Genomic DNA, 25,182 nt, shown 5'->3' on the forward strand with positions numbered 1-25,182 from the left:
CCACCTGCAAAAGAGCGCTCGATTTTTTATTTCAAAATAGTCACTTAAAATTCTATATATATGTCAATTTTCGATAAAAGAATCAATTATAAACCTTTTGAATATCCTGAGGTTCTCCAATTTACCGAAGCAATTAATAAAGCTTACTGGGTGCACACCGAAGTAGATTTTACTGCCGACACACAAGATTTTCATGCTCATTTAAATCTGGCTGAAAAAACAGCAATTAAAAATAGTTTATTGGCTATTGCACAGATCGAGGTAGCTGTAAAAAGCTTTTGGGGAAATATATACGAGCATTTTCCAAAACCAGAATTCAACGGATTGGGAACTACTTTTGCAGAATGTGAATTCAGACATTCTGAAGCATATTCTCGTTTGTTAGAAGTTTTAGGTTACAATGATGAATTCGAAAAACTTTTAGATGTTGCTGTAGTACGCAGACGTGTAGATTATCTTTCTAATGTATTAAAGGATACCAAATCTCAGGACAACAGAAAATACATGGTTTCGCTGATTTTATTCAGTATTTTAATCGAAAATGTTTCTTTGTTCAGTCAGTTTGCAATTTTATTGTCGTTCACAAGATTCAAAGGCTATATGAAAAATGTGAGCAACATTATTGCTTGGACATCTATCGACGAACAAATTCATGCGAATGGTGGAATTTATATTATTAATAAAATCCGTGAAGAATTTCCTGAATATTTCGATGCTGAAACATTAGAATTAATTAGAGAAACAGTTAAAGAATCTATAACTGTTGAAGCCGATATTTTAGATTGGATTTTTGAAGACGGAGCGATCGAAACTATTAATAAAGAAGACTTAGTGAACTTCATGAAATTTAGAATTGATGAAAGTTTAAAACAAATAAATATTGAAACGATCTTTAATGTTTCTCCAGACGAATATTCAAAAATGACTTGGTTTGAAGAAGAAGTTTTTGCAAACAGTTTAGACGATTTCTTTGCCAAACGTCCTGTTGAATATACGAAACATGATAAAAGCATTACCGCAAACGATCTTTTCTAATACAAGCCCAGAATACTTATGAATACGATAGACACAAACCCAGTAAATAATTTTGAATCACAGAACGATAGTAAAATGTGGTGGAAGAACTCTGAAAGTGAGCAAATTTTAAATCGCGGATACCTTTTAAAAGGTGAAACGGTTGAAGGTGCAATCGATCGAATTTGTACCGCTGCCGCTAAAAGACTTTACAAACCAGAATTAAAAGAATCTTTTGTTGAAATGATCGAAAGAGGCTGGATGAGTATTAGTTCGCCTGTGTGGGCAAATATGGGAACAGAAAGAGGTTTGCCAATTTCTTGTTTTAATGTACACGTTCCAGATAAAATTGAAGGAATCACCCATAAATTGGGCGAGGTAATTATGCAGACTAAAATCGGAGGCGGGACTTCTGGTTATTTTGGTGAATTACGCGAGCGCGGAAGTGCCGTAACAGATAACGGAAAGAGTAGTGGAGCCGTAAGCTTTATGAAACTTTTTGATACTGCAATGGATACAATTTCGCAAGGCGGAGTTCGTCGTGGCGCATTTGCAGCTTATTTAGATATTGACCACCCGGATATCGAGGAGTTTTTGAAAATTAAAAGTATCGGAAACCCAATTCAGAATCTGTTTACAGGAATCTGTGTTCCAGATTATTGGATGCAGGAAATGATTGATGGTGATGCTGATAAAAGACAAATTTGGGCGAAAGTTTTAGAAAGCCGTCAGCAAAAGGGATTGCCGTACATCTTTTTTAGTGACAACGTAAATAAAAACAAACCACAAGTTTATAAAGATCAAAACTTAAGAATCAATGCCAGTAATTTATGCAGCGAAATTATGCTTCCGTCAACTCATGATGAATCATTTATCTGCTGTCTTTCTTCAATGAATTTAGAGTTGTATGAAGAATGGAAAGATACTGAAGCGGTAAAACTGGCAATATTTTTCTTAGATGCTGTTTTACAGGAATTCATCGAAAAAACTGAAGGAAACTATTATCTTTCTGCAGCTAATAAATTTGCTAAAAGACACCGTGCTTTAGGTTTAGGCGTTTTAGGATGGCATTCTTATTTACAGAAAAACATGATTCCGTTTGAAGGAATGGAAGCTAAAATGAAAACTACAGAGATTTTTAAACATATTAGCGATAAAGCAGATAAAGCAAGTCAAGAATTAGCTAGAATTTACGGAGAGCCGGAATTGTTAAAAGGTTACGGAAGACGTAATACAACCACAATGGCAATTGCACCAACAACATCTTCTTCTGCAATTTTAGGACAAACTTCTCCAGGAATTGAGCCTTTTAGCAGTAACTATTATAAAGCAGGATTGAGTAAAGGTAATTTTATGCGTAAAAATAAATACCTTAAAAAACTGTTGGAAGAAAAAGGTTTAGATAATGAAGAAGTTTGGAGAGGAATTATGCTGAATGGCGGAAGTGTTCAGCATATGGAACAGTTGACTCAGCAGGAAAAAGATGTCTTTAAAACATTTAAAGAAATCAGTCAGTTAGAAATTGTACAGCAGGCAGGAATCCGCCAGAAATTTGTGGATCAGGGACAAAGTTTAAATCTTAATATTCCAGCAGAATTGGCAATTAAAGATGTAAACCGTTTAATGATCGAAGCGTGGCAGCAAGGAGTTAAAAGTTTATACTACCAAAGAAGCCAGAGTGTTTCTAAAGAATTAGTAACAAGTCTTGTCTCTTGCAGCAGTTGCGAATCATAAAAAAACAAAGCCGAATCTAAAATAAGATTCGGCTTTTTTATTGTTGCTGATAGTTTCACGCAGATTTTCAAAGATTTGGGCAGATTTAATAGATTTTTTATTTCTGTACTGCTTGTTATGTCGACAGAGGAGACATCTCCGCTAGATTTAGAACGCTAAAAAAGGCATTTTACTTTGTATTAATAAACCTAGCAGGCTATGTGTAAAAGCGTTCTTTTTTAATTCTTTACAAACAAATCAAAATACTAGGTCTCTATGTGTTTAAAAAAAAACTAAACCATAAACTTCAACCAGCTCAAATTTCCTGAGTTTAATGTAAGTCAAGAAATTGACAATTCTTTTTTAGTGTTATTTTAATTTAATTATCATAATATATTAATTTAGTGCCAGAAATTATAATCCCAAACCAATAAATACCCGCAGTAAATAATGGAAAATATCACAGTAATTATAATGTTACTCTTTGGCGTGGCTTTTCTTAGCCTTGTTAGTAAAAGATATAATTTTCCGATTCCAATTGTTTTGGTTTTATGCGGTGTTGTCATTAGTGTTGTTCCAGGACTTCCTGTAATTGCTTTAAGTCCAGAAATAGTATTTATCGTATTTCTTCCACCTCTTTTGTATCATGCCGCGTGGCATACCAGCTGGTCAGACTTTAAGCAATCCATACGTCCGATAACTTTTGCCGCCGTTGGTTTGGTGTTTTTTACTACAGGATTAGTTGCTGTTTTTGCGCATTGGCTTATTAATGATATGTCTTGGCCGTTAGCCTTTTTACTTGGTGCTATTGTTTCGCCTCCCGATGCGGTTTCTGCAACTGCTATTACAAAAGGATTAGGATTAAATCCACGATTAATTGCCATTCTAGAGGGAGAAAGTTTAGTAAACGATGCAAGTGGTCTTGTAGCGTACAAATATGCTCTTACTGCGATTACAGCAGGAAATTTTATTTTATGGCAGGCGGGATTAAATTTTGTTTTAATGTCGGTTTTAGGCATAGCCATAGGTTTAGCTGTTGGTTATATCATGTATTATATTCATAAGAGATTTGTTTGTGATGATATTATCGAAGTAACGCTCACATTATTGACACCATTTGCTTCTTATCTACTTGCAGAACATTTTGAAGGTTCGGGAGTTTTGGCTGTCGTAACAACAGGTCTTTTTTTGGCTGCGAGATCGGGAACCATATTTTCTCATGAAAGCCGAATTATGACAAATACAATTTGGGATGTTCTAAACAATATTCTAAACGGTTTGATTTTTATTTTAATCGGACTTCAGTTAAGGCAGATTATTGCAGGAATCAGTAATTACTCTGGAAATTCATTGTTTATCTGGGGAGCTGTTATCAGCATTGTGGTTATTTTGGTTCGTTTTTTATGGGTTATTCCAGCTGCGATTCTTCCGAGAATAATAAGTAAAAAGATCCGCGAAAAAGAAAAATTTGATTATCGAAATATGATCATTTTCGGATGGTCTGGAATGCGTGGTGTAGTTTCCATGGCAGCTGCTTTGGCACTTCCCTTAATGTTGAATAAAACAGAAGCATTCCCGCTTCGTAATTTGATTATTTACTTGGTTTTTTGCGTAATACTATCCACTTTGGTTATTCAAGGGCTTACACTTCCTTGGCTAATTAAAAAACTAAAAATCGAGCGTTATTCTATTTTGGCAGAAGAATATGAAATCCGAAATAAAATAGTTTCTGAGACAATCGCACATATCGAAGATAATTTTTCTTTACTAGACGATGAATTACTCCATAACATTAAAAGCAAGTATGAAGTTAAATTTAACCGACTCCAAAAGACAGAACTTCCGGCTAATTTTTTCGGAAATGGAAAAGTATTGGGTGGACAAATTTTTAATGAGTTTACCAAAGTTCAGATTGATCTTTTGAACGTTGAACGCAATAAACTAGAAAGTATGCACAAAAAAGGATTAGTAAATGAAGAGATTTTTCGCAAAATTGAAAAAGAACTTGATTTAGAAGAAACCCGTTTGTGGATGGAAATGTATGAGGAAAATTAATTTTTAATTTTTAATTGTGAGTTGTGAATTGTGAGTTGTGAGTTGTGAGTTGTGAATGAGCTTTATATAAAGAATAATTCTTAATTCACCATCAAGCATTAACTATTACCATCAACAATTAATAATTCACCATCAACCATCAACCATTAACCATCAACTATCAACTATCAACCATTAACCATAATAATTCACCATTAACAATTCACCATTAACAATTCACCATTAACAATTCACCATTAACAATTCACCATTAACAACTCACCATTAACAACTCACCATTAACAACTCACCATTAACAATTCACCATTAACAACTCACCATTCACAATTAAATAACCCCCATCTTCTGCATTAAAAAAGTAGCGCTTTTATTTTTACAGATACCGTTTCTAAGTTTATAATCGAAATGCAGTTCGTTATTTTGAATTTCGACTTCAAAGCATTGATTGGTTAAAATTTCAGGATATTCGTTTGTTGTTAAGCAGACTTCAATGTCATGTGTAGCGATTGCGCCAACGGCTTTTTTAGAAATTATTTTCTTTACGACTTCAATTGTTCCGTTTCTTTTGTCATCCGAATTTGTTCCTCTTAAAATCTCATCTAATAGAACAAAAGCTGGCTGATTTTCAAGAGCATCCATGATCTGTTTTAAACGTTTAATTTCAGCAAAAAAGTAAGATTCGCTGTCTGATAAAGAATCAGATAATCGCATTGAAACTAATACTGGAAGTGGATGTATTTTAGCTTCTGAAGCACAAACAACTGAACCTATTCCGCCAAGCAACATATTAATCCCTAAGCTTCTTAAAAAGGTACTTTTTCCCGACATATTAGAACCAGTCAAAATCACGAAAGAAAGCGGGTGAAAATTAGTGTCATTTCCAATTCGTGTAGCAGGATTTAATAACGGATGACTTAGATTTTTAAATTCAATTTTATATTCAGAATTAATTTCAGGGAAAACAAAATCAGAATTGTTGTAAGCTAAATTGGCAAGACTATTTAAAGCTTCCATTTCGCCAATGATAGAAATCCAATTATCGATTTCAGAAGCGTAATTTTCTTTCCATTTTAAAAGTGCTCTTAAAACATGAAGGTTGAACAAGAATGTTCCGTTAAAAAGAATCGCAGTAACAAAATTACTGATCGTATCCATTCTTGAAAATAGTTCTGAAAGCTGTTTCAAATGCTGGCTTGCTTTGGCATTTTTATAAACTAGCTGTTCTTGTAAGTGGATTAATTTTTTAGATTGAAAAGATTCTTTTTCGATTTTTTCCAACAATAAACTATACTGTTTGATGATTTTATCAATATTATCTGCCTTTGCTATTTCTCCCTGAATCCTTTTTAATGACCTTCCTAAAACAATTAAATTGGCAATAAAAATGTAAGTCAGGTATGAAAGTAAAATAGTTTTTGAAGTGATAAAATAGGCTGCTAAAACTCCAAAGAATAATGTTGGAAGAATAATGGAAAGCGCAACTAAAACTTTAGGTAAAGTATTATTATTAAAAGAAATCCAATGTTTTATTGCTTTATAAGATGCTTTAGAATCTTCACTAATAATTGCTAAAGCCTGAAACTCTTGTCTCCAGTCTACTTTGTTTTTTAGTTCGTTAACAGCTTCTTGGTTTTGTAAAATTGCAGCTTCAGGAAGAGTATGCAGTAATAGATCGGCAAGTGTTTTTTTTCCGATATATGATGCCGTTCTGTTTAGGTTTTGAAACAAAGAATGTTCTCCAAAAATATCTAAATCATACGCATATGGATGATGAAAATCGATAAATTCAGCACCATTTTCAAAAGGCGTTTTTTCTCTTTTTAAAAAAGAAATTTCGTTTTGATTGATTTTAAGGAGTGTTTCTGCCAAAAGTTTTTGAAAAGACAAACGAGAATGTATTCTCATTAAAATGATAAAACCAGCAAAAGACAGAACAGCTAAAATCACATAAAGTATTTCGTTTGTTTTGATGTAGTAAAACATAAAAAACAATAAAAGAAAAATACTCAATAACCTCAAAAGGCTTATGCTGTTATATTTTTTGTTGGTTTTATTATATAGTTCTGAATACGTGCTGACTTTGTCCTGATATGCTTTCATTAGAATAATTTACTGAAATACAAATATAGCTTTTAAGTGACAAAATCATCAGATATTAGAATTAATCTTCGTGCATAACTAATACAGGAATTGGTACTTCTTTTGATATTTTTTTACTAAAACTTGAATCGAAAAGACTTTCAAAGAAAGATCTTTTATGTGTGATAGTGGTCAAGATATCAATGTCTTTATAAAGAATAAAATCTATAATTGTTTCTTTAACCTCATCACTTGGCAATACTAAAAATTCAACATTGTCATTGGCAAATTCGTTTTCCCATTCTTTTATAGTTGTATCTGCCACGTCTGAATTGGAAGTTTTTACATATAAACTTTTCACTTTAGCATCTGTTTTCTTCGCTATTTTCAAGATTTTTTTAAGTTCTTTTTTATCTTTTTCACGGTAGCGAGTGGTAAAACCAATAGTTTTTATTTTCTTGAATTTTGCCTCAACTGGAACGCACAATACAGGAACCTCAACTCCCGAAATTACTGATTCGGTATTAGATCCAGTAAAAAATTTAGTCCAATCAGAAACGCTGTTTGTTCCCATTATTACAAAATCTACGTTGTCTTCTTTAACCGCATTTTTAAGGTTGTATATAAGATCGCCGTCCATTAAACGGTGTCTCATCACAATATCATCTAATTTACGTTCGGCAGCGATAGCTCTTAATTTTGGAATTTCATCTTTGAACATTTCAAATTTGGCTAACTCGATCGAACTATATATAGAAGCGTAATTCTCTGGAAAAAATTGGCTGTCGTAAACTGGAATCTCAAATGTATGAAGCAAGATTAATTCGGCTTTTACAATTTTAGCAAATTCTAAAGCATGGACAAATGCATTTGTTGCAGCATCAGAGAAATCGGTAGGGAATAGTATCTTTTTCATTTTATTAGGATTATGGTTTGTCTCTCAAATTTACTCATTCTCGGAGTAAAACAACCTGATAATTATCAGTATTTTAACACTTAATGATTTGTTAATAATTCTTAATTTGGTGATTTGAGGCTGAAATAGAAATTAAGATACATTCTGCCTTTTTTTATACCTTTGCAGCATGATAAATCAAGATTCTATAGTTGCTTTGGCTACACCTTCTGGAGCTGGGGCTATCGCCATAATTCGAATTTCGGGAGCTGAGGCTATTACGATAGGTAATTCAGTTTTTAAATCAATTAAAAATAAAGATTTAACCAAACAAAAAACACATACACTGCATTTAGGACATATTGTAGACGGAAGTAAAACGCTAGATGAAGTTTTAGTTTCGGTATTTAAAGGTCCGAATTCCTATACAGGAGAAGATACAATTGAGATTTCTTGTCACGGCTCAACTTATATTCAACAGCAGATTATTCAGTTATTACTTCGAAATGGCTGTAGAATGGCCGATGCAGGGGAGTTTACACTTCGTGCTTTTTTAAACGGAAAACTAGATTTGTCACAAGCAGAAGCAGTTGCCGATTTAATTTCTTCTGATAATGAAGCTTCTCACCAAATTGCCATGCAGCAAATGCGCGGGGGATTTAGTAATGAAATTGCAAAACTTCGTGAAGAACTTTTGAATTTTGCTTCCTTAATTGAATTAGAATTAGACTTCGCTGAAGAAGATGTGGAGTTTGCTGATAGAACGCAGTTTCATGAATTGTTAAACCGAATTGAATTTGTTTTAAAGCGCTTAATTGATTCATTTGCAGTTGGGAACGTAATTAAAAACGGAATTCCAGTTGCTATTGTCGGCGAGCCGAATGTTGGAAAATCGACTTTATTGAATGCTTTACTGAATGAAGAAAGAGCGATTGTTTCGGACATTGCAGGAACAACTCGTGACACAATTGAAGATGAATTGGTAATTGGCGGTATCGGATTTAGATTTATTGATACTGCTGGAATACGCGATACCAAAGATGTTGTAGAAAGCATCGGAATCAAAAAAACTTTCGAGAAAATAGAGCAGGCTCAGGTGGTAATTTATTTGTTTGATGGATTAAAATTCCAAACTTCAAGTTCTGATTTTGTTTCAGAAATTGAACAAATCAAGAATAAATATCCATTAAAACCTTTGCTTATTGTAGTTAATAAAAAAGATATTTTATCTGAAGAAGAAGTTCAAAACATTACAACTAAACTTGAAAATCTAAATGCAAAACTTCTTTTAATTTCAGCTAAAGAAAAAATTGGGGTAGAGGATTTAAAGAATGAATTACTTTCTTTTGTAAATACAGGAGCACTTCGAAATAACGAAACAATTGTTACTAATACAAGGCATTATGATTCGTTATTAAAAGCGTTAGATGAGATTCAAAAAGTAAAATTCGGATTAGAATCTGGTCTTTCAAGCGATCTTATGGCGCTTGATATTCGTGAAGCTTTATATCAATTCGGGCTGATTACAGGTCAAGTTTCAAATGATGAATTACTGGGGAATATCTTTGCTAACTTTTGCATTGGTAAGTAGACAGTCAGGAAAGTGAAACCCCATCATGGGAAGCAGCAAATAAAATATAGTTGAGATAAATCTATTATCAATTCTTACTGATTAAAAATGCCTCATTTACAAAATGAGGCATTATTTTATAATGGTATGTTTATCAAATTTTTATCTGGCTGTTAAGTTTAGAGAGACAACCGAAATATTACCGGTTCCGTCATAACGCTCTCCAAAAATTTCAATATAATCGTCTTTTTTCAACTGAATGGTGCCCATGATTGGCAGGGCAAGAATACCCGAAGCCGAGGTGAAAAATCCAGATGCAGGCCTCCCGTAAACCTTAGTGTCAGTTAGCACTGTACCATTTTTAGCCAGATAAAGGACCAAGGTCATATCTGAAGCAGTTCCTTGGTAGGAAACAGATGCAGCGACTTGGAAGTATCTGGGTTTATTGCCTTTGTAAACGATTCTGTTATTCCCATCCTTGGTAAAACGAAACAGATTATTAGAAGTCGTAGTACCGGCGATTTTTACTTTTGCTCCGTTGGTGGTAAATGTTGTAGTGGCTCCTGTCCCTATGGCGGCGACAAGATTGATATCTCCAGTAGCATCACTGTCGCCTTCTCTTGGAATTCCTGGTGAATCTACAGTCCATGCAGTGCTGAAATTATAACCCGGATAAGTTGCCGCTGGTGCATAACCCAGTACATATGTACCAGCTGTACCGGAAAAAACGGTACCCAGTAAAATACCCGTTCCAACTGCGAGAGTTGAACTGCTGACGTCTAGTGCTGTATCTCCTGTAGAAGTGGTGCTGAAACCGCTGTTTTTTTGGATGAGCCCGAAGCTGTCAGTAAAAGTTTCAAAAACACCATTATTGGAACTTAGCCATGCCTGGCTGTTAAGCAGTAAGTTGCCGATATTGTAATATCTAATACCGTTGGCATTATTTATAAACTGTACAATGTTACCAAAAACCAAGCCCAGTCCGCCTATATTTCCGACACTTCCTGTCATTCCGTCTACAATTACATTTTGAATTAAGAATGAGGATGAAGTGGCTATTCCAGGTCCGTTTATTTCGAAGGCTTTTATTCCTTTTAAGGTAAGAAAGCGTATGCTGCCGCCAGTAGCCCCTTGAAAAATAACTGGTGCTGTTGAGGAAATAATATCCTCATTGGCATCTTGACCCGTAATGTAAGCGTTATTAATGTCAATTGGAAGATCAAAATTTACTTGCCCGTTTATTTCATATAAAGTATTGGTATTCATTAGGTATTTCGAACCGCCTCCAGCAGCCTTTTCAGAGGCCAAAACTGTTGCCAGAACATCTGTGGATTTTATGCGTTTAAAATTCAATCTGCCGCTTGAAGTACTGTTAAGCGGATTCCATGTGGCAGTGCCGGTTGAATAATAATAAAAAAGTTTTAAAGTTGTGTCGTATACCAATAAACCATCAGTAGGCGCTGCAATTGCATTTCGCTGCGTGGTAGTCATTCTCGGAGCTAGAAGTCCCTGAGTGGTAGATGTAATGTCCAATATCGAACTGGGATCGGGTGAAGTAGTTCCAATCCCTATTTGTGCTGTTGCCACAGATGCAATTAGAATGCAGCAAAGCAGCAACATATTTTTATAAGATTGAAGTGTAGATTTTCTTGCCATAATGTGGTATATTAAGTTAAGTAGGAAAGGTTTATAGTTTGTAGTTAAAAAATTATTTTCTAGAGGTGGAGATAACGATTTTTTGGGTTATTTTTTGACCATCTTTAGTTAAAAACACCACGATGTAAACACCATCACTCAAGCCGCTGGTTGAAAAATGGTAGTCTTGTTGAGTTGTCAAATTTTTTTGAAAGCTCACTGTTTTGCCTGCTATATCATAAAGGGTATAAGACTGCAGTGGTAAATGATTTGGATTTGACGCTCTTAAAATACCTTTTGCATTATCCTGAAAAATAAAAAAGTTTTTCATGTCTTCCGCTGGATCAACGCCTAGAGTCTGAGCAGTAAAAGTGATTTTAAAACGCTCTGTGTAAGTTCCAGCTGTTACCGAGGCGAGATATGGTGCAGTTTTAAGATCATGATAAGAATCATCTGCCGCATCATAAAGGTAAACAGGTTGTGCAGCGTCAAAATTGACAATTTCGGGAATGTAAAATTTAAAGGTAGAATTGACAGCTGCCTTAACAATTAAAGAAATTCTTTTTGACGTATCAAAATTGATACCTTGGATTATGTAGCCGGCGTCCTGAAGCCAGAAGGCTACATCATTCGGAAGATTTGCGGTCATATTTATGGCATCGATTCCAATATCGACTTGGTCAGTTGCTTCCTGCGTAAAAGCAAGTGCAAGCTGACGTGTAAATTGATCATTAATTATGGCATTTAGTTTAAAGTGAGAAATTGCAGAAGGAAGTTCTTCCTGAGTTTCTTCCAGTTGCGCAGCGTGTTTTTCAAATTGTGATCCACCAGCGGCTTCTTTCATGAAAATACGATGAGAATTTTTAAAAGTGGCGGTTCCATTTGCAGTACCATTAAGTAAAAATCCTTGTCCGACAGGCGCATACCTTCGAATAATTGGAGTTCCTGTTCCTGACGCGGGTGCACCAGTATTTAAAGACCCATCTTGGTTGTAGGAATTAAAAGCAGGAGGTGTATAGATGCCGTTTGAAGTGAGGTTTACTGGTGCATATGCTCCATAACCGCCGCGATAATCACTTAGATAATGAGAATTTACGGATTTATCCTGTTCCCAGAAATAGGCAATACCTCCAGTAATTGTGGCATTGGTACCATCTAATAAAAAAGCATTTAGATGAAGTGCTGACGGATAAGGATTTCCCGTTAAAGTTGCAGCGCCAGCTCCCAGTGTAACTGTAATATTTCCATTATTTGGTCTTCCTCTAAAATCATAGCGTTGCGCACTTCCTGGATTGTTTGCTGTTCCCATTTGTGCAGGATCTACAGGATCTGTGCCGCTGGTTCCTTTCATAGTAAAACCTTGACCTGGTAGAAGATCGGAGGCACCTCCCACAAATACCCATTGTGAATAATTGTTAGCATTGACCAGTTTGTAGATCCATGACGAAGCAATTGACAAAGGATTAGAAGTACCATTATAATTTCCTGCCGGCAGTATAACGGCAGCGATAGAGAGCGTTGGACCAGTAGGACGGCTGAGCATAGTTATGCCAAAATTTGAATTGCCAGCGGCTCCCGAGGGATTTCCGACTGGAGAGCACCAGTAGTTGTAGTCAAAATTGTCACCTGTCCCTTCCTGAAAAACAGACAAAGTCCCGAGACCAGAATTGGCGAAGCTCCCACTTGAACCTTGAAGAAGCTGTGCTTGATTCCGCAAGTACAAATTTGAATTCGCCGACAGATTTATATCCTGTCCTACATATAGGATTTCATTTTTCACATACATACCAGTATTGGAACTAAAGTAAATCTGACCAATTGATTTCGCTGTTGTAAAAACTAATAACAGTAATAAAGTTTTTTTCATAATTTTATTAATAATGCAATAACGTGATATGATCTTTGGAACTCCAAAAGTCTGTAGATCTTAGTGATTTTGAATTATAATTTATTTCTGTTGCTTATTACATATGCGCCTAGCACAACACCGGCAAACAACAAAATATTGGCTCCCTGATTGATTGGTAATACAGGTTCTTCATCGGGAAGACCTGGAGGAGGTGGGCCGCCGTTTTGGGAAAAGCCGTTAGAACATAGCGAAAAAAATAGGACGGAGTAAATTTTGTAGTTTCTAAGTTTCATAATTGATTGGGGGGCTAAATCAAAAAAAAACAGGATATAAATTGAAAATGTACATCTCTTTGAGACCATTATTCTTTATATGTCCTGTATTGCGTATAACGCATTATAACCAAACTTACTAAAATAATTCTTACGTGTAGCTGCATTGTTTAATGTTTAACTAAATCTTTTCTTACAAGAAATAATTTAGAAAAAGCCTTCTTAAAATTGTTAAAAACAAGGGTGACCATCTGAATCTATCAGCCTCCTCGTAAAATTAAAAATTGAAAAAGTAGATGAAACGTACTTAAAAGAATTGACTAAATAAAGAGTCAGAATGTTAGAGTAATGTTGATTTTGGACTACATGCGATCGACAATAGCAACAAAATTATCTGGTAGAGATAATGGTAGAAGAGCTTAGTAATAGTTCTATCCTTATAACATTACAACTATCAGTTCAGACAAGGTTTGATAGTATTGGGAACAAAACGATAGATGAGTTCTTAGCCGTTATAATATTAATTGCACAGAGGTGGAACTGCATGGCGAATCCTGAGAAGCAAAGGGTAAATAAGGGATAATTGTTGATTTATATATGCACATAAATCAAAAAATGAAAAAAGTACTTTTTTGAAATAAATTTCAACAACGGATTTGCACTTTGAAAACTGGTGTTCAATGTCACTGGTTTTTACGTACTATTTTTTAGAAAAGAAGATGTACAAAACAGCTAATTTATTTTACGAATTCTGAAAAAAAGAAACAAACGAAATTCAAAATCAATAGGCTTTATTGAAGAGATTACTCTCTTGCTTATGAATATTTATAGTTATCACTTTTTCAAATCGGCCGTGATGGCTTACTGAGACATCCTGAAACCTATTTTCTAAAGAAACAAAATAAGGAATATTATTTCTGTCTTTAAAAATTGATTTCTTTTCAATCTCTATCACACGGTTGAGGTTATCTAAAACGCAGGCTGCAATAGTATGAATGTAGTCTTTCGAAAGAAATGTTTTAGTGTAGTATGTATTTTCAGAACAAGTAACTTTTCCTCTTATAAAATTATGGTTTTGTGATTCTATAAAGCAGGAAAGTTTTTTAGGAATATATTCCCTTATTTTTGTTTTGCGATTATAGACTTTATAAGCAGCTTCTTTCATGCTCCAAAGTATCCAAATCATGCTTTCCGGATCTAAAGAATCTGCAATTAGCAACTGTTCTTCGGGAGTAAAAATTTTTTCTACATAACCCTTGCGCCGCCAATTGCTTTCCTTACGGGATTGCAAAATATCTATTACATCATTGCCAATCATTTTTCTGCCAGTTTGGTTTCTATGATTTCTACCGCAGTTTTAACATCCAGCATTCGCTCCATATCGGTGTTATCAATAACAACATCAAAAGCTTCTTCAATATCAAGAACGATGTCAACCAGATTAGCCGAATTGATACTCAAATCATTAATGAAGTCAGTATTTTCAGTTAGGTTATCGTATGCTTCTGTATTTGTGGTATAAGGCTTTATAATTACTTTTAGTTTGGCGATAAGTTCTTCTTTGTTCATATATTTATTTTTGAAATTTTTTTAAAATTATACAAGCATTTACATCGCCAAAACCAAAACTTGCTTTGGCAATTATTTCAGGATTTATATTAATCGTTTTTGAAGGCACTTTTGAGGAATCAATAAGCGCCGTAATTTCCGGATGAAGGTCTTCGCAATTGGTATTTCCAAAAACAAAACCTTCATGAAGCTGCAATACTGTGGCGACACTTTCGATACTTCCGGCTGCGCTTAGACAATGTCCGGTCATGCTTTTTAAGGAATTGATATACGGAAAGTTAGTGCCCTTTCTGTTTAGTGCTTTTGTCCAGTTTTCAATTTCAAAACTGTCCTTTGTAGTGGCGGTAAGATGTCCGTTTATGGCGTCAATAGCATCAGCAGAAATACCAGAATTTTCAATTGCAGTTGTAATACATCGCTGTACTGCTGTGCCGTTGGGAGCTGTCATACTTCCGTTACCGCGCTGTCCTCCTGAGTTTACACTTCCGCCTAATATTTCGGCATAAATAGTTGCGCCGCGTTTTAAAGCAGTTTCTAAATCTTCTATTACTAATGCCCCGGCGCCGCTTCCGGGTACAAATCCTGCAGCCGTGGCACTCATAGGTCGTGAACCTTGTTCCGGATTATCATTATATTTTGAACTGCAGACACGTAAGGCATCAAAACCCGCCCAAATATAAGGACCACTGTCGCCTGTACTTCCTGCCAGTATGCGATTTGCCTGTCCGGATTGTATGCGATCATAGGCCATCATTATAGCCTCTGTACCAGTTGCGCAGGCAGATGAGTTGGTGGTAACCTGATTTCCGAGTCCTAACTTTCCACCCAAATAGGCACTTATGCCGCTGTTCATGGTTTGTGCTACAACAGTGCTGCCTAACCTTCGCACCTGTAATTCGTCTATTTTATAAATGCTTTCGCGGAATTTATCGATACCAGATGTTCCAGAGCCAAAAATAGTACCGCTGTCCCAATCAGGCTCTTCATTAATTTCTATTGATAATCCCGCATTTTCCCAGGCTTCCATACCTGCAATTACACCATATAAAATGCCCGTGCTGTTAAAACCGCGAAGTTCCAGTTCTGTAAAATATTGTGATTTAAGTTCTTCAGATATTTGAGGCTGACCAGCAATCTGACAAGAGAACTGCAATTCCTGTAGTTGTGCATCATGCCGAATTCCCGATATTCCGTTTTTTATGGAATGACTAAACGCTTCAATTCCAACTCCGTTGGGAGCCGCAACGCCTAATCCTGTTATCACAACTCGCTTCTTCATAATTTATTAGTAATCATACCAGCCAAAATACCTTTACAGACTTCTTGTCCGGCTTCGTTTTTCATAATGACATCACACTTCAGTTTTCCAAATCTGAAAAATGATTTTTGAGAAGTTACTGTTACTTTCTCATTTGGATATACGGGCTTTAAAAACTGCATATCGGCAGAGGTAAAAGCAATTACTGTATCTTTATTAAAACTATCACCGAGCAGGTAAATGCCAAGGCAGACCATACCAATCTGCGCCATGGTTTCTGTCAGGATTACACCTGGAGTTACAGGATTATCTTTAAAATGACCTTTGTAAAAATCAAGGTTTTCATTAAAAGTATAAGTTCCGGTAACGCTATTTTCATCAACATGAAGCAGTTCATCTACGAACAAAAAAGGTTTGCTGTAAGGTAGCTTTGCTATAATATCGGTCAATTCCATAATTTATTTCTAAAAATTACCATTGTAATAAAACTCTTTGTGCGGAAAATCCAGGCCCAAAACTAAGCATCAAACCTTTTTCTCCTGGTTTAGGATTTCCATCCATAATTCGTTCCAAAACATATAATACTGTTGCGCTCGACATATTGCCATATTGTTTGAGAACTTCTTTAGTATCATCAATATTTTTTCCCAAGCCAGCGAAAAGAGTTTCAACTGTGTTTACAATTTTTTTGCCACCAGGATGAAATATCATGTGGTCAATGTCTTTGATTTCTAAATTATTTTTCCCCAAAAACGGGTGAATAATAGCACCAAAATGCGATGCAATCGTGTCGGGAACTTCAATGTCCAAAACCATTTGTAAGCCTGTATTGGTCAGTTTAAATCCCATCATGTGTTCTGCTTCATAAAAATGATACATTTCTTCGCTCAAAATTTCTGGGCCATAATCTTCTTCATAAGAAGAAAGTAAACAGCAGGCAGCTCCATCTCCAAAAATAGCCGCGCTTACAATATTGGGCATCGAAAAATCATCAAGCTGAAATGTTGCTGTTGGTGATTCTACAGCTATAACTGCTGCACGCTTTCCGGGATTAGCTTTCAGAAAGTTTTTGGCGTAAATAATACCGGATATTCCGGCAGCACAACCCATTTCTGTAACAGGAAGACGGATAATATCCTGTCTCAAATTCATTTTATTGATGAGGTAAGCATCCAATGACGGAATCATTATACCAGTACAGCTTACAGTAATGATATAATCAAGCGTCTGCGGATCCCAATTTGCTTTCTCGAGCGCATTCTGCAATACCTGCTCGCCTAAAATTATAACTTCGCGAGTATAAATATCATTTTTTTCTTCAAATGATGTTGCGGTAAAAACTTCAGCAGGATCCATTATAGAATAACGTTTGTCAACGGCTGCACCTTCAAATATCTTTTTTACTTTTTTTATAAAACGTTCGTCTTGTCCGTGAAGCCAGCCCTCCAGCATTGGAAGTATATCGGCCGTTTCACGTGAATATTGTGGCAGCTGCTTGGCAGCAGTAACTATTTTTACACTCATTTTTTCGTAATTATCCACTGGTAGCGGAAAGCCCATTTCCAGTTTATGGTATAGTTTTTTAAATTTGTTTTTTTAGAGAATTCTTCCAGTTCTTTCTTTCTAAATCCTCTTAAAATAGATATCAGTCCATCTTCGCGCGACATTCTGTTCAAATTAAAAATAAAACAGATCAGTTCAAAAAGACGGTATGCTGTTTTACTTCGATGCAGGTCATTGATAATGATTCCGGCCTTGGCATTCTTATTAAAGATAGTAATTATATTTAATATTTCCTCATTTGAAAAGTGGTGCAGGGTAAGGGTGCATAGAACAATATCATACTTAAAAGCTTTAAAATCTTCACTAAAAATATCCATGCATTTATAGTCAATATTTGGATATTCTGTCGATAATGTTTTGGCATAATTTACAGTAAATTCATTGGCATCTACTCCGATAAGTTGTAAATTAAGCTTGTTTTTTTGACCGAATTTTGCCAGCATGCGCAGCATATCTCCATTTCCACAGCCAATATCAGCTATTGTAATTGTTTTAGTTTTGTCGAGCTTTTTTACTAATGTTTTTACGCCGTGAAGCGTAACTTTATTCCCACCGAGTAATTGATTAATGTTTGCAATTTGATCAAGTGCCGCCCTTAATTCTTCTCCCTGAAGAGAAAAATCATCCATTATTTCGGTTTCCTGCGTTCTGTATTTGGTATTTATGGACATTTATTAATTGCTATAGGTTTTCCGTGTGTTTGTTTAATTATTCCTTTCAAAAGAGCGGGAAATGATGCTGCGATTGTAATGAACAGATTGGTAATCGTTTTATAGGTTAAGATGCGGGCCAGAATTCTTCCCATAAATAATCTTTTGCCAAAGTGTTTTTTCCATTCTTTGCTGTATTTTTTTTCTAATTCTTCGCGGGAAATTGATTCATTCGAAAAATATTCTACAACCAATTCTGATGCTATTTTTGCGCTGTGAATTGCCATCGCCATTCCGTTGCCGCACAGCGGATGAATAAGTCCTGCCGTATCGCCAATCATTATAATATGATTTTCTACAACCTTTTTTTTCTCAAAAGAAATCTGGCTTATGGTAAGTGGTTTATCAAAAACAAGTTTGCTGTTTTCAAAAATAAATTTTAGATGTTTGTTTTTATAAAGTACATGCTGCTGGTAATCCTCAATATTTTTATATTGTTTAAAAGTGGCGTAATCTGCCAGATAACAAATGTTTATGAGATTGTTCTCTACTTTAGAAACGCCGCAATAACCGCCTTTAAAGTTGTGCAGTGCTACAAGATCGTTATCAAGATTACCCGAATAATGTGCTTTTACAGCCAGCCACGGTGATTTTTTATGAAAGAAGTTCCGATCTAAAACCTGATCTACATTGGAACGTTTGCCAAAAGCGCCCAAAACAATTTTAGCCGTTAAAATTTGATTTGAAGTAGTAACGGTAAACATATCATTACTAAAAGAAACATCAGTAACATTTTCTTTAAAGATAGAGCAGCGGTTGGCTAATGCTTTATGATATAGGAAATCGTCAAGTGCATACCTGCTTATTCCAAATCCTCCTAACGGAAGTACCGCCTTTGCAGTTTTGCCGTTATTAGCAGTAAATTCAAATTTAGAAATATTTGTTGGATGAAGTTCTGAAACATCGGCGCCAAGCCAAACCAGATAAGGTAAAATCTCATTTGAAATATATTCGCCACAAACCTTATGTCTGGGATAACTTGATTTTTCAAGCAGTGTTATTTTCAAATTCTTTTGTGATAGATGTATAGCCGCTGTTAAACCAGCCAGTCCGCCGCCAATAATTAATACATCAGAATTTGTTTTCATAATTACCAATTTAGGCATTAAATATGAAACAACATAACCTTTATTAGATATATTTTTGCACTCTAACTACATCCAAAGATTTCATTTCTGTAATAAGTTTATGAGACAAAAGGGGGCAATAATGAAACATTTTAACAAAACTAAAAATCAAATGTTTTTTATTATTTATATTCAAACACTCAAAGATGATACAGCATTAAACTGTAAATACTAAATTGTAACTCTTTATTAGATTAATCTCGTAAAAAGTGTTTATTTTCCTGCTTTTTTGCAATGATTTTAGGTATTTTGTATCAATTGGTTTTAGATATTGCAGTTTTGTTTATTAAAAATATATATTTGCTACAATAAAAGCAGAAAAGAAATTAATCCACAGCAGCAACATATTAAAATTGACGAGGAATACTATAAGGAACTTTTTTATTCCTTATATCCAAGACTTGTAAGCTATAGTTTCAAATATTTGAAGGATAAATTTGAAGCAGAAGAAGTAGTTGAAAATGTCATGCTGCAATTATGGGAGGACCGTTTGAAATTTGAAAAAGTGGATGATGTGAAATCGTATATCTATAAAATGGTCAAAAGCGGTTCTCTAGGAGCCTTAAAAGAACAGCAAAAAAAGGTTAAGCTTGAGGATGAAGCTTCTGATAATGCGCTTGAATTTGATTTTAATATTCTCGAAGAGGAAGTTTATGCTGTCCTGATCACTGCCTTAGATTCTCTACCTGAAAAATGTAAAGAAGTTTTTGAACTTTCGTGCTTAGAAGGAATGAAATACAAAGATATTGCACTCCAGCTTAATATTTCTATAAACACTGTCAAATCACAACGTTCACGTGCTATTGAATTGTTAAAGACAAAACTTACAAATTACCCAGAATTACTGTTTTTTTTATTTTTTTTGAAAATTTAACTTAAATCTTTCCACCCTTTTTTAGTGTTTGGTACTCTTAGTTATATAACATTTACTTAAAGTGTTAATAATAGATACTTAATATTAAAAATATGTCTTTAGAAAAAAAAGAATTTCTAATCGCTGATCTTATAAGAAAAGAGCTTTCTGAGGGCGGTTTATCTACGGCAGAAAATGCTGTACTGCAGCAATGGCTTTCGGTGCCGGAAAATCAGCAGTATTATCAAAAGCTGATTCGATTTGAAACCTTAAAATCCAAAGAGGCATTTTACAACTGTATTGATACAGATGCCGCTTTTGCAAGAGTCAGAGAAAAGATCAGGCAGGATCATGCACCTGTAATTTCATTTTTCAACTACAGACAGTTTCTACAATACGCAGCAGTTTTTGTAGTCCTGCTTGGACTTGCTGCTGTATTTATTTTTAGAAATAGTGAAATCAATCCAAAAAATGAAGTAGTAGTTCGAAGCATTGCTCCAGTATACCATAACCCAACTTTGGTTTTGGCAGATGGGACAGTTGTTTCCTTAGAACCAAAAAAGGAAAAAATTGTTTCTAAAAATGGTGTGATCTCTAATGTAAATAGTGTTTTGGTTTATGATGCCAAAGATTTAAACGGAACAACTTCAACGGGGGATAATACTTTAATAGTTCCTGTGGGCGGTATCTATGCCGTAAACCTTTCGGACGGCACAAAGGTTTGGTTAAATTCAAAATCATCCTTGAAATATCCAGTTGAATTCAGCTCAGATAAAAGAATAGTTACTCTTGAAGGAGAAGCTTATTTTGAAGTAGCTAAAAATCCGCACAGTCCATTTACTGTAAAAACAAAGTCAGGTAATGTAACAGTATTAGGAACACATTTTAATGTGAGTTCTTATACAGAAGATCAATTATTTGCAGCAACTCTGGCAGAAGGGAAAGTTAAGGTTTCAGGTATTTCCACTGAATCAGAAAAGACGTCTGTTGTTTTAACACCAGGACAGCAGGCAAGAATATATCATAAAAATGAAGAAATCAAAATAACAGAAGTTGATCCTGCGGCTTACACGGCATGGAAAGACGGTAGATTTTATTTTGAAAACGAAAGCCTGAAAAGCATTTTGACCAAGATGTCCAGATGGTACAACTTTAATGTCAAGTTTGAGAATAAATCCTTGGAGCAGATCAAGTTTACGGGTGTTGTTTTAAAACAAGAACCTATAGACCGCCTTCTGGATATTATCAGTAAAACATCGAATGTGAATTATAAAATAACCAAAATAAACCAAAACTATGAAGTAACCGTAACTAAGTAAATAAAAAAAACCGGAAAATATTGCGAGTATTTCCCGGCGAGTATTTGTTCAGTCGAAAAAAAGAAGTCAAAATCTATTAACCAACCAAAACATTTAAAAGTATGAAAAAAAACCTATCCGCAAAAGATTGTGGGGTAAAATCCGCTCTTTGGGATAAATTTCTTGCCATTATGAAGAAATCCCTAATATTATCAATATTTTTTACCCATATAGTCGCTTTCGCTTATGCGCAGAAAGTCACTATTAAGGCAAGAAACCAATCTGTATCGGCTGTTTTAAAAACTATTACCCGCAAGACCAATGTGGAATTCTTCTATAGCGATGATGTATTTGATGCACAGAGAAGAGTTGATATAGCTGTCAATAATGCCGATGTTATGGCAGTAATTAAACAATTAATTGGTGAGGGTTATAAGGCAGAATTTGTAAACAGCAAACTGATTGTTATTGCACTAAACCCAAAAGTAAAGACAGTCCAAACTTCTGTAATGGAAGAAAAAGTAAAAATTAAGGGAGTTGTTACCAATTCAAAAAAAGAATATTTAATTGGTGCAACTGTCTGGGTAAAAGGCACAAAAGATGGTGCTATTACCAACTTTGACGGCTCGTATGAAATCATGGCCAAAAAAGGTGATGTACTGATTTTTGAGTATATGGGTTATAAAAAACTAGAAATTATAGTTTCTGACAGTTTGATTATCAATCCCATCATGCTGGAAGATATCAGCAAACTGGATGAAGTAAAAATCGTTTCTACAGGTTATCAAAATATTGATAAAGAACGTTCTACAGGTTCTTTTGCTGTAATTACGGCAAAAGATTTAGAAAAAGTTCCGGTTAATAACGTGTTACACAGATTAGAAGGTCAAGTTGCGGGTTTGCAGCTGGATATTCAGGATTCAGACAATACTTTTGTATATCAAAATAAATTTGGCAGTAATCAGGGAAAATTTAGCTATAATGTTGCCATTAGAGGAAAATCTACTTTTGATTCTTTTGGAACTAATTCAATGCCATTAGTTGTGCTTGATGGTACACCTACAGAATTGGACATCAGAACGATAAATCCAAATGATATTGAAAAAATTACTTTTCTAAAAGATGCAGCTGCAGCTTCTATTTATGGGGCAAGAGCGGCAAATGGGGTTATGGTAATTAATACTAAAAAAGGAAAACAAGGACAAACCAGAATTAATTTTTCTCAAAATTATAGTTTCTCTAACAAACCTTCTTTATCAAAATTACCCCTGATGAATTCGTCTCAGGTTTTAAATTTAGAGCAGGAATTTGTAGATAAAAATCTGGTTACAGATCCGGCAAGTGTAACCTACATGCTTACTACGCCGGTCAGCCAGGGAATGGATTTAATGTTTCAGTACAAACGCGGGCAGATCACACAGGCTCAGAGAGATGCCGGGTTAGATGTTTTACGCGGTCGTAATACTTATGGTCAGGCAGAGCAGTATTTGCTACAAGCTGCAACAAGCCAGAATTATGATTTGTCTTTTAGCGGAGCAGAAAATGATTATTCTTATTTCATGTCAGGTTCTTATTCTAAAGAGGAAACTCAGTCAAAAGGAAATAGCGGACAGCGTTTGACTTTACTATCTAATCAGGATTTTAAGCTTTTTAATTATGTAAAAATGACAACCAGCTTAAGAGGGTCGATTTTTAAATACAATGATAATGCCTTAGGACTTTCTCCATTAGGAACTTCACCAACAACTTTATTGCCTTACGATCAAATTGTTGGAGATAATGGTAATTCAGTTGATTATTACCGTCGTTATTATGCTGCACAAACAATTCCGTTGGAGCAAAAAGGATATCTGCCTTGGACGTACAATTACATCGATGAATTAAATAATATGGACAGAACAATGGATGAGCAGAACTTTGGAGCTACCATTTCTGCTACACTTCCTTTATTAAAAGGCTTAGATGCTGTTGGTACTTATTCTGTAGAAACTTCAACTTCATCAAGTGACAATATCTATAATGAAAATACCTATTACGCTCGTGATATGGTTAATTCTGCTACATCAATAAACAGTAGCGGTGATTTAGTATACGGAATTCCATTAGGAGGTATTTTTCAAAATAATACATTCGGAAAAATGAGTTCTACCATGAGAGGACAGCTAAATTATGACGGCATCATTGGTGAAGATCATTTGATTAATGCTATGGGAGGTATTGAAGCAAGAGAGACTGGTGAAACTCAGGATTCGAGAACACTTTATGGTTACAATTCAAAAACGCAGACTTCTGTAGATATCCCATCACAAAATTATGTAGACGTTAACGGATATAATTATACTCTAAGCAATGGTAATGTGCATAAAGATTTCCGCAGAAGATTTTTATCTTATTATGCAAATGCAGGTTATACATTCAAAAATAAATACACACTTACAGGAAGCGCAAGATTAGACGATTACAACAATTTTGGAGTAAGCAAAAAATTAAGAAGAACACCATTATGGTCTGCCGGAGCTAAATGGAATATTAAAGAAGAATCTTTTCTTAAAGACGTAAACTTAGTTAATAATTTAGCTTTCAGAGCGAGTTACGGATTTAACGGAAATATCAACTTAAATGTTTTCCCTTTTACAAACATAAGTTTAAGTGATTTAGATACTTTTTCACAGCAGCCTTATGCTTTTATCAGCCAGCCGGCAAACCCTAATTTGCGTTGGGAAAAAACAGCAATCTTAAATTTTGGATTGGATTTTTCGCTCTTAAACAGCAGATTAAATGGTACAATAGAATATTATAAAAAAGACAGTAAAGATTTAATTGTAGAATTCCCTGTATCACCATTTTATGGTGTATCAAATAATACGTTGGTACAAAATGCAGCAACTTTAGCAGGGCATGGAATCGATTTAAGTTTAAATGGAACCATCCTTAAAGCAAAAGATTTTTCATGGGATTCTGCTCTAGTAGTTTCTTTCAATAAGACAGAAGTTACAGATTCTCGTTTCCAAAACTACAGCCAGTATTTAAATGGTTCAGGAGGTACGCCGCCTATCGAAGGCTACCCGTTGAACAGTATTTTTGCTTTTAGGTCAGCAGGATTAGACGCAACTGGAAGAACTCAGGTATATGATAAAGATGGTAATATCGTAAATTCTTTTACTTCTCTAAAAGATATTGCGGACATGAAGTACATGGGAACTAACATTCCTTCGTATTACGGAAGTTTCAGCCAGACTTTCAATTATAAAAAATTGTCATTATATATTTTGGCAACTTACAAGTTTGATTATGTATTATTTAAACCAACTTACGGAGGTTACGTAAACAGACAGGGCAGATTTAATCAATATGATTTAAATACAGATATCGATCAAAGATGGAGAAATCCAGGAGACGAAGCGACAACTTCTGTACCAGGAATTCAGGGGTCAACAGGACTAAGTTATGTAAGATATATGTTTGCAGATGACAGAATTATTGAAGGAGATCATATCCGTTTCAGAGAACTTTCATTAAAATATGATTTGACAAGTCTGATTGACAGAGGAATTGTAAGAGGGGCTTCGGTAAATTTTACAGCTAGAAATCTTGGTTTCTTCTGGAGAAAAAATAAAGATGGCTTAGATCCTGACTTTTTACCTTATACAGGAGCTAATATGAAACTGCCTGCAACGGCGATTTATTCAATTGGTTTTAATGTTAATTTTTAATTTTTTAAA

General features: G+C 34.9%; 18 protein-coding genes. 7 read left to right on the forward strand and 11 right to left on the reverse strand.

From position 1 onward, the window contains the following. The first annotated feature begins 60 nt into the window (after nt 1–60). From EDB96_RS16955 to EDB96_RS16965, 3 genes are all read left to right on the forward strand, one after another. Nucleotides 61–1,035, forward strand: a complete 975-nt coding sequence (locus EDB96_RS16955; protein WP_057116042.1) for a ribonucleotide-diphosphate reductase subunit beta — start codon at nt 61–63, stop codon at nt 1,033–1,035. An 18-nt stretch (nt 1,036–1,053) separates the two neighbouring features. Then, a complete protein-coding gene (locus tag EDB96_RS16960) occupies nt 1,054–2,748 on the forward strand; it encodes a ribonucleoside-diphosphate reductase subunit alpha (protein WP_134142138.1) in 1,695 nt (564 codons plus the stop codon). A gap of 429 nt (nt 2,749–3,177) precedes the next feature. Further along, entirely contained in the window at nt 3,178–4,782 is a 1,605-nt protein-coding gene (locus EDB96_RS16965; RefSeq protein ID WP_057116040.1) for a Na+/H+ antiporter, read from the forward strand. A gap of 327 nt (nt 4,783–5,109) precedes the next feature. On the opposite strand, the gene EDB96_RS16970 is transcribed toward EDB96_RS16965, so the two are convergent. Continuing rightward, on the reverse strand, nt 5,110–6,882 hold the full coding sequence (locus EDB96_RS16970) for a MutS-related protein (protein ID WP_134142139.1): 1,773 nt from the start codon (nt 6,880–6,882) through the stop codon (nt 5,110–5,112). Nucleotides 6,883–6,943: 61 nt separating this feature from the next. Further along, nucleotides 6,944–7,777 (reverse strand): universal stress protein, encoded by an 834-nt coding sequence (locus EDB96_RS16975; protein ID WP_134142140.1) that lies wholly within the window; start codon nt 7,775–7,777, stop codon nt 6,944–6,946. A gap of 169 nt (nt 7,778–7,946) precedes the next feature. On the opposite strand from EDB96_RS16975, the gene mnmE reads away from it, so the two are divergent. Then, nucleotides 7,947–9,347 (forward strand): tRNA uridine-5-carboxymethylaminomethyl(34) synthesis GTPase MnmE, encoded by a 1,401-nt coding sequence (mnmE, locus tag EDB96_RS16980; RefSeq protein WP_134142142.1) that lies wholly within the window; start codon nt 7,947–7,949, stop codon nt 9,345–9,347. Nucleotides 9,348–9,488: 141 nt separating this feature from the next. On the opposite strand, the gene EDB96_RS16985 is transcribed toward mnmE, so the two are convergent. The 9 genes from EDB96_RS16985 to EDB96_RS17025 form a co-directional block, all read right to left on the reverse strand. Further along, nucleotides 9,489–10,982 (reverse strand): hypothetical protein, encoded by a 1,494-nt coding sequence (locus EDB96_RS16985; RefSeq protein WP_134142143.1) that lies wholly within the window; start codon nt 10,980–10,982, stop codon nt 9,489–9,491. A 52-nt stretch (nt 10,983–11,034) separates the two neighbouring features. Further along, nucleotides 11,035–12,828, reverse strand: coding sequence for a T9SS type A sorting domain-containing protein (locus EDB96_RS16990; protein WP_057116035.1), 1,794 nt, complete (start codon nt 12,826–12,828; stop codon nt 11,035–11,037). Between the two features lie 1,035 nt (nt 12,829–13,863). Next, a complete protein-coding gene (locus tag EDB96_RS16995) occupies nt 13,864–14,400 on the reverse strand; it encodes a 4'-phosphopantetheinyl transferase superfamily protein (protein WP_057116033.1) in 537 nt (178 codons plus the stop codon). Further along, nucleotides 14,397–14,651, reverse strand: a complete 255-nt coding sequence (locus tag EDB96_RS17000) for an acyl carrier protein (protein WP_057116032.1) — start codon at nt 14,649–14,651, stop codon at nt 14,397–14,399. The genes EDB96_RS16995 and EDB96_RS17000 overlap by 4 nt, the downstream gene beginning before the upstream one ends. A gap of 4 nt (nt 14,652–14,655) precedes the next feature. Beyond that, the gene (locus tag EDB96_RS17005) at nt 14,656–15,930 is read right to left on the reverse strand and encodes a beta-ketoacyl-[acyl-carrier-protein] synthase family protein (protein ID WP_057116031.1); all 1,275 of its coding nucleotides are present in this window, start codon (nt 15,928–15,930) and stop codon (nt 14,656–14,658) included. Then, on the reverse strand, nt 15,927–16,364 hold the full coding sequence (locus EDB96_RS17010; protein WP_134142144.1) for a 3-hydroxyacyl-ACP dehydratase FabZ family protein: 438 nt from the start codon (nt 16,362–16,364) through the stop codon (nt 15,927–15,929). Before EDB96_RS17010 ends, EDB96_RS17005 begins: the two co-directional genes overlap by 4 nt. A gap of 16 nt (nt 16,365–16,380) precedes the next feature. Further along, nucleotides 16,381–17,433: a type III polyketide synthase gene (locus EDB96_RS17015; protein ID WP_134142146.1), complete on the reverse strand. Its 1,053-nt coding sequence runs from the start codon at nt 17,431–17,433 to the stop codon at nt 16,381–16,383. Beyond that, entirely contained in the window at nt 17,430–18,143 is a 714-nt protein-coding gene (locus EDB96_RS17020; RefSeq protein ID WP_134142148.1) for a methyltransferase domain-containing protein, read from the reverse strand. Before EDB96_RS17020 ends, EDB96_RS17015 begins: the two co-directional genes overlap by 4 nt. Further along, the gene (locus EDB96_RS17025) at nt 18,134–19,270 is read right to left on the reverse strand and encodes an NAD(P)/FAD-dependent oxidoreductase (RefSeq protein ID WP_134142150.1); all 1,137 of its coding nucleotides are present in this window, start codon (nt 19,268–19,270) and stop codon (nt 18,134–18,136) included. Before EDB96_RS17025 ends, EDB96_RS17020 begins: the two co-directional genes overlap by 10 nt. Before the next feature lie 310 nt (nt 19,271–19,580). Between EDB96_RS17025 and EDB96_RS17030 the strand changes: the two genes are divergently transcribed. From EDB96_RS17030 to EDB96_RS17040, 3 genes are all read left to right on the forward strand, one after another. After that, the gene (locus tag EDB96_RS17030; protein WP_166669319.1) at nt 19,581–20,183 is read left to right on the forward strand and encodes an RNA polymerase sigma factor; all 603 of its coding nucleotides are present in this window, start codon (nt 19,581–19,583) and stop codon (nt 20,181–20,183) included. Between the two features lie 92 nt (nt 20,184–20,275). After that, complete coding sequence (locus EDB96_RS17035; RefSeq protein ID WP_134142152.1) at nt 20,276–21,481, forward strand: FecR family protein; 1,206 nt, start codon at nt 20,276–20,278, stop codon at nt 21,479–21,481. 101 nt (nt 21,482–21,582) lie between these two features. Beyond that, nucleotides 21,583–25,173, forward strand: coding sequence for a SusC/RagA family TonB-linked outer membrane protein (locus EDB96_RS17040; protein ID WP_134142154.1), 3,591 nt, complete (start codon nt 21,583–21,585; stop codon nt 25,171–25,173). Nucleotides 25,174–25,182: the final 9 nt, after the last annotated feature.

It is taken from the genome of Flavobacterium sp. S87F.05.LMB.W.Kidney.N (genome assembly GCF_004366435.1).
GTDB lineage: Bacteria > Bacteroidota > Bacteroidia > Flavobacteriales > Flavobacteriaceae > Flavobacterium.

Bases quoted from the DNA above. Each gene is read 5' to 3' on its own strand.
- EDB96_RS16955 (WP_057116042.1), top strand. From the start codon at position 61: ATGTCAATTTTCGATAAAAGAATCAATTATAAACCTTTTGAATATCCT.
- EDB96_RS16960 (WP_134142138.1), top strand. From the start codon at position 1,054: ATGAATACGATAGACACAAACCCAGTAAATAATTTTGAATCACAGAAC.
- EDB96_RS16965 (WP_057116040.1), top strand. From the start codon at position 3,178: ATGGAAAATATCACAGTAATTATAATGTTACTCTTTGGCGTGGCTTTT.
- EDB96_RS16970 (WP_134142139.1), bottom strand. From the start codon at position 6,882: ATGAAAGCATATCAGGACAAAGTCAGCACGTATTCAGAACTATATAAT.
- EDB96_RS16975 (WP_134142140.1), bottom strand. From the start codon at position 7,777: ATGAAAAAGATACTATTCCCTACCGATTTCTCTGATGCTGCAACAAAT.
- mnmE (WP_134142142.1), top strand. From the start codon at position 7,947: ATGATAAATCAAGATTCTATAGTTGCTTTGGCTACACCTTCTGGAGCT.
- EDB96_RS16985 (WP_134142143.1), bottom strand. From the start codon at position 10,982: ATGGCAAGAAAATCTACACTTCAATCTTATAAAAATATGTTGCTGCTT.
- EDB96_RS16990 (WP_057116035.1), bottom strand. From the start codon at position 12,828: ATGAAAAAAACTTTATTACTGTTATTAGTTTTTACAACAGCGAAATCA.
- EDB96_RS16995 (WP_057116033.1), bottom strand. From the start codon at position 14,400: ATGATTGGCAATGATGTAATAGATATTTTGCAATCCCGTAAGGAAAGC.
- EDB96_RS17000 (WP_057116032.1), bottom strand. From the start codon at position 14,651: ATGAACAAAGAAGAACTTATCGCCAAACTAAAAGTAATTATAAAGCCT.
- EDB96_RS17005 (WP_057116031.1), bottom strand. From the start codon at position 15,930: ATGAAGAAGCGAGTTGTGATAACAGGATTAGGCGTTGCGGCTCCCAAC.
- EDB96_RS17010 (WP_134142144.1), bottom strand. From the start codon at position 16,364: ATGGAATTGACCGATATTATAGCAAAGCTACCTTACAGCAAACCTTTT.
- EDB96_RS17015 (WP_134142146.1), bottom strand. From the start codon at position 17,433: ATGAGTGTAAAAATAGTTACTGCTGCCAAGCAGCTGCCACAATATTCA.
- EDB96_RS17020 (WP_134142148.1), bottom strand. From the start codon at position 18,143: ATGTCCATAAATACCAAATACAGAACGCAGGAAACCGAAATAATGGAT.
- EDB96_RS17025 (WP_134142150.1), bottom strand. From the start codon at position 19,270: ATGAAAACAAATTCTGATGTATTAATTATTGGCGGCGGACTGGCTGGT.
- EDB96_RS17035 (WP_134142152.1), top strand. From the start codon at position 20,276: ATGTCTTTAGAAAAAAAAGAATTTCTAATCGCTGATCTTATAAGAAAA.
- EDB96_RS17040 (WP_134142154.1), top strand. From the start codon at position 21,583: ATGAAAAAAAACCTATCCGCAAAAGATTGTGGGGTAAAATCCGCTCTT.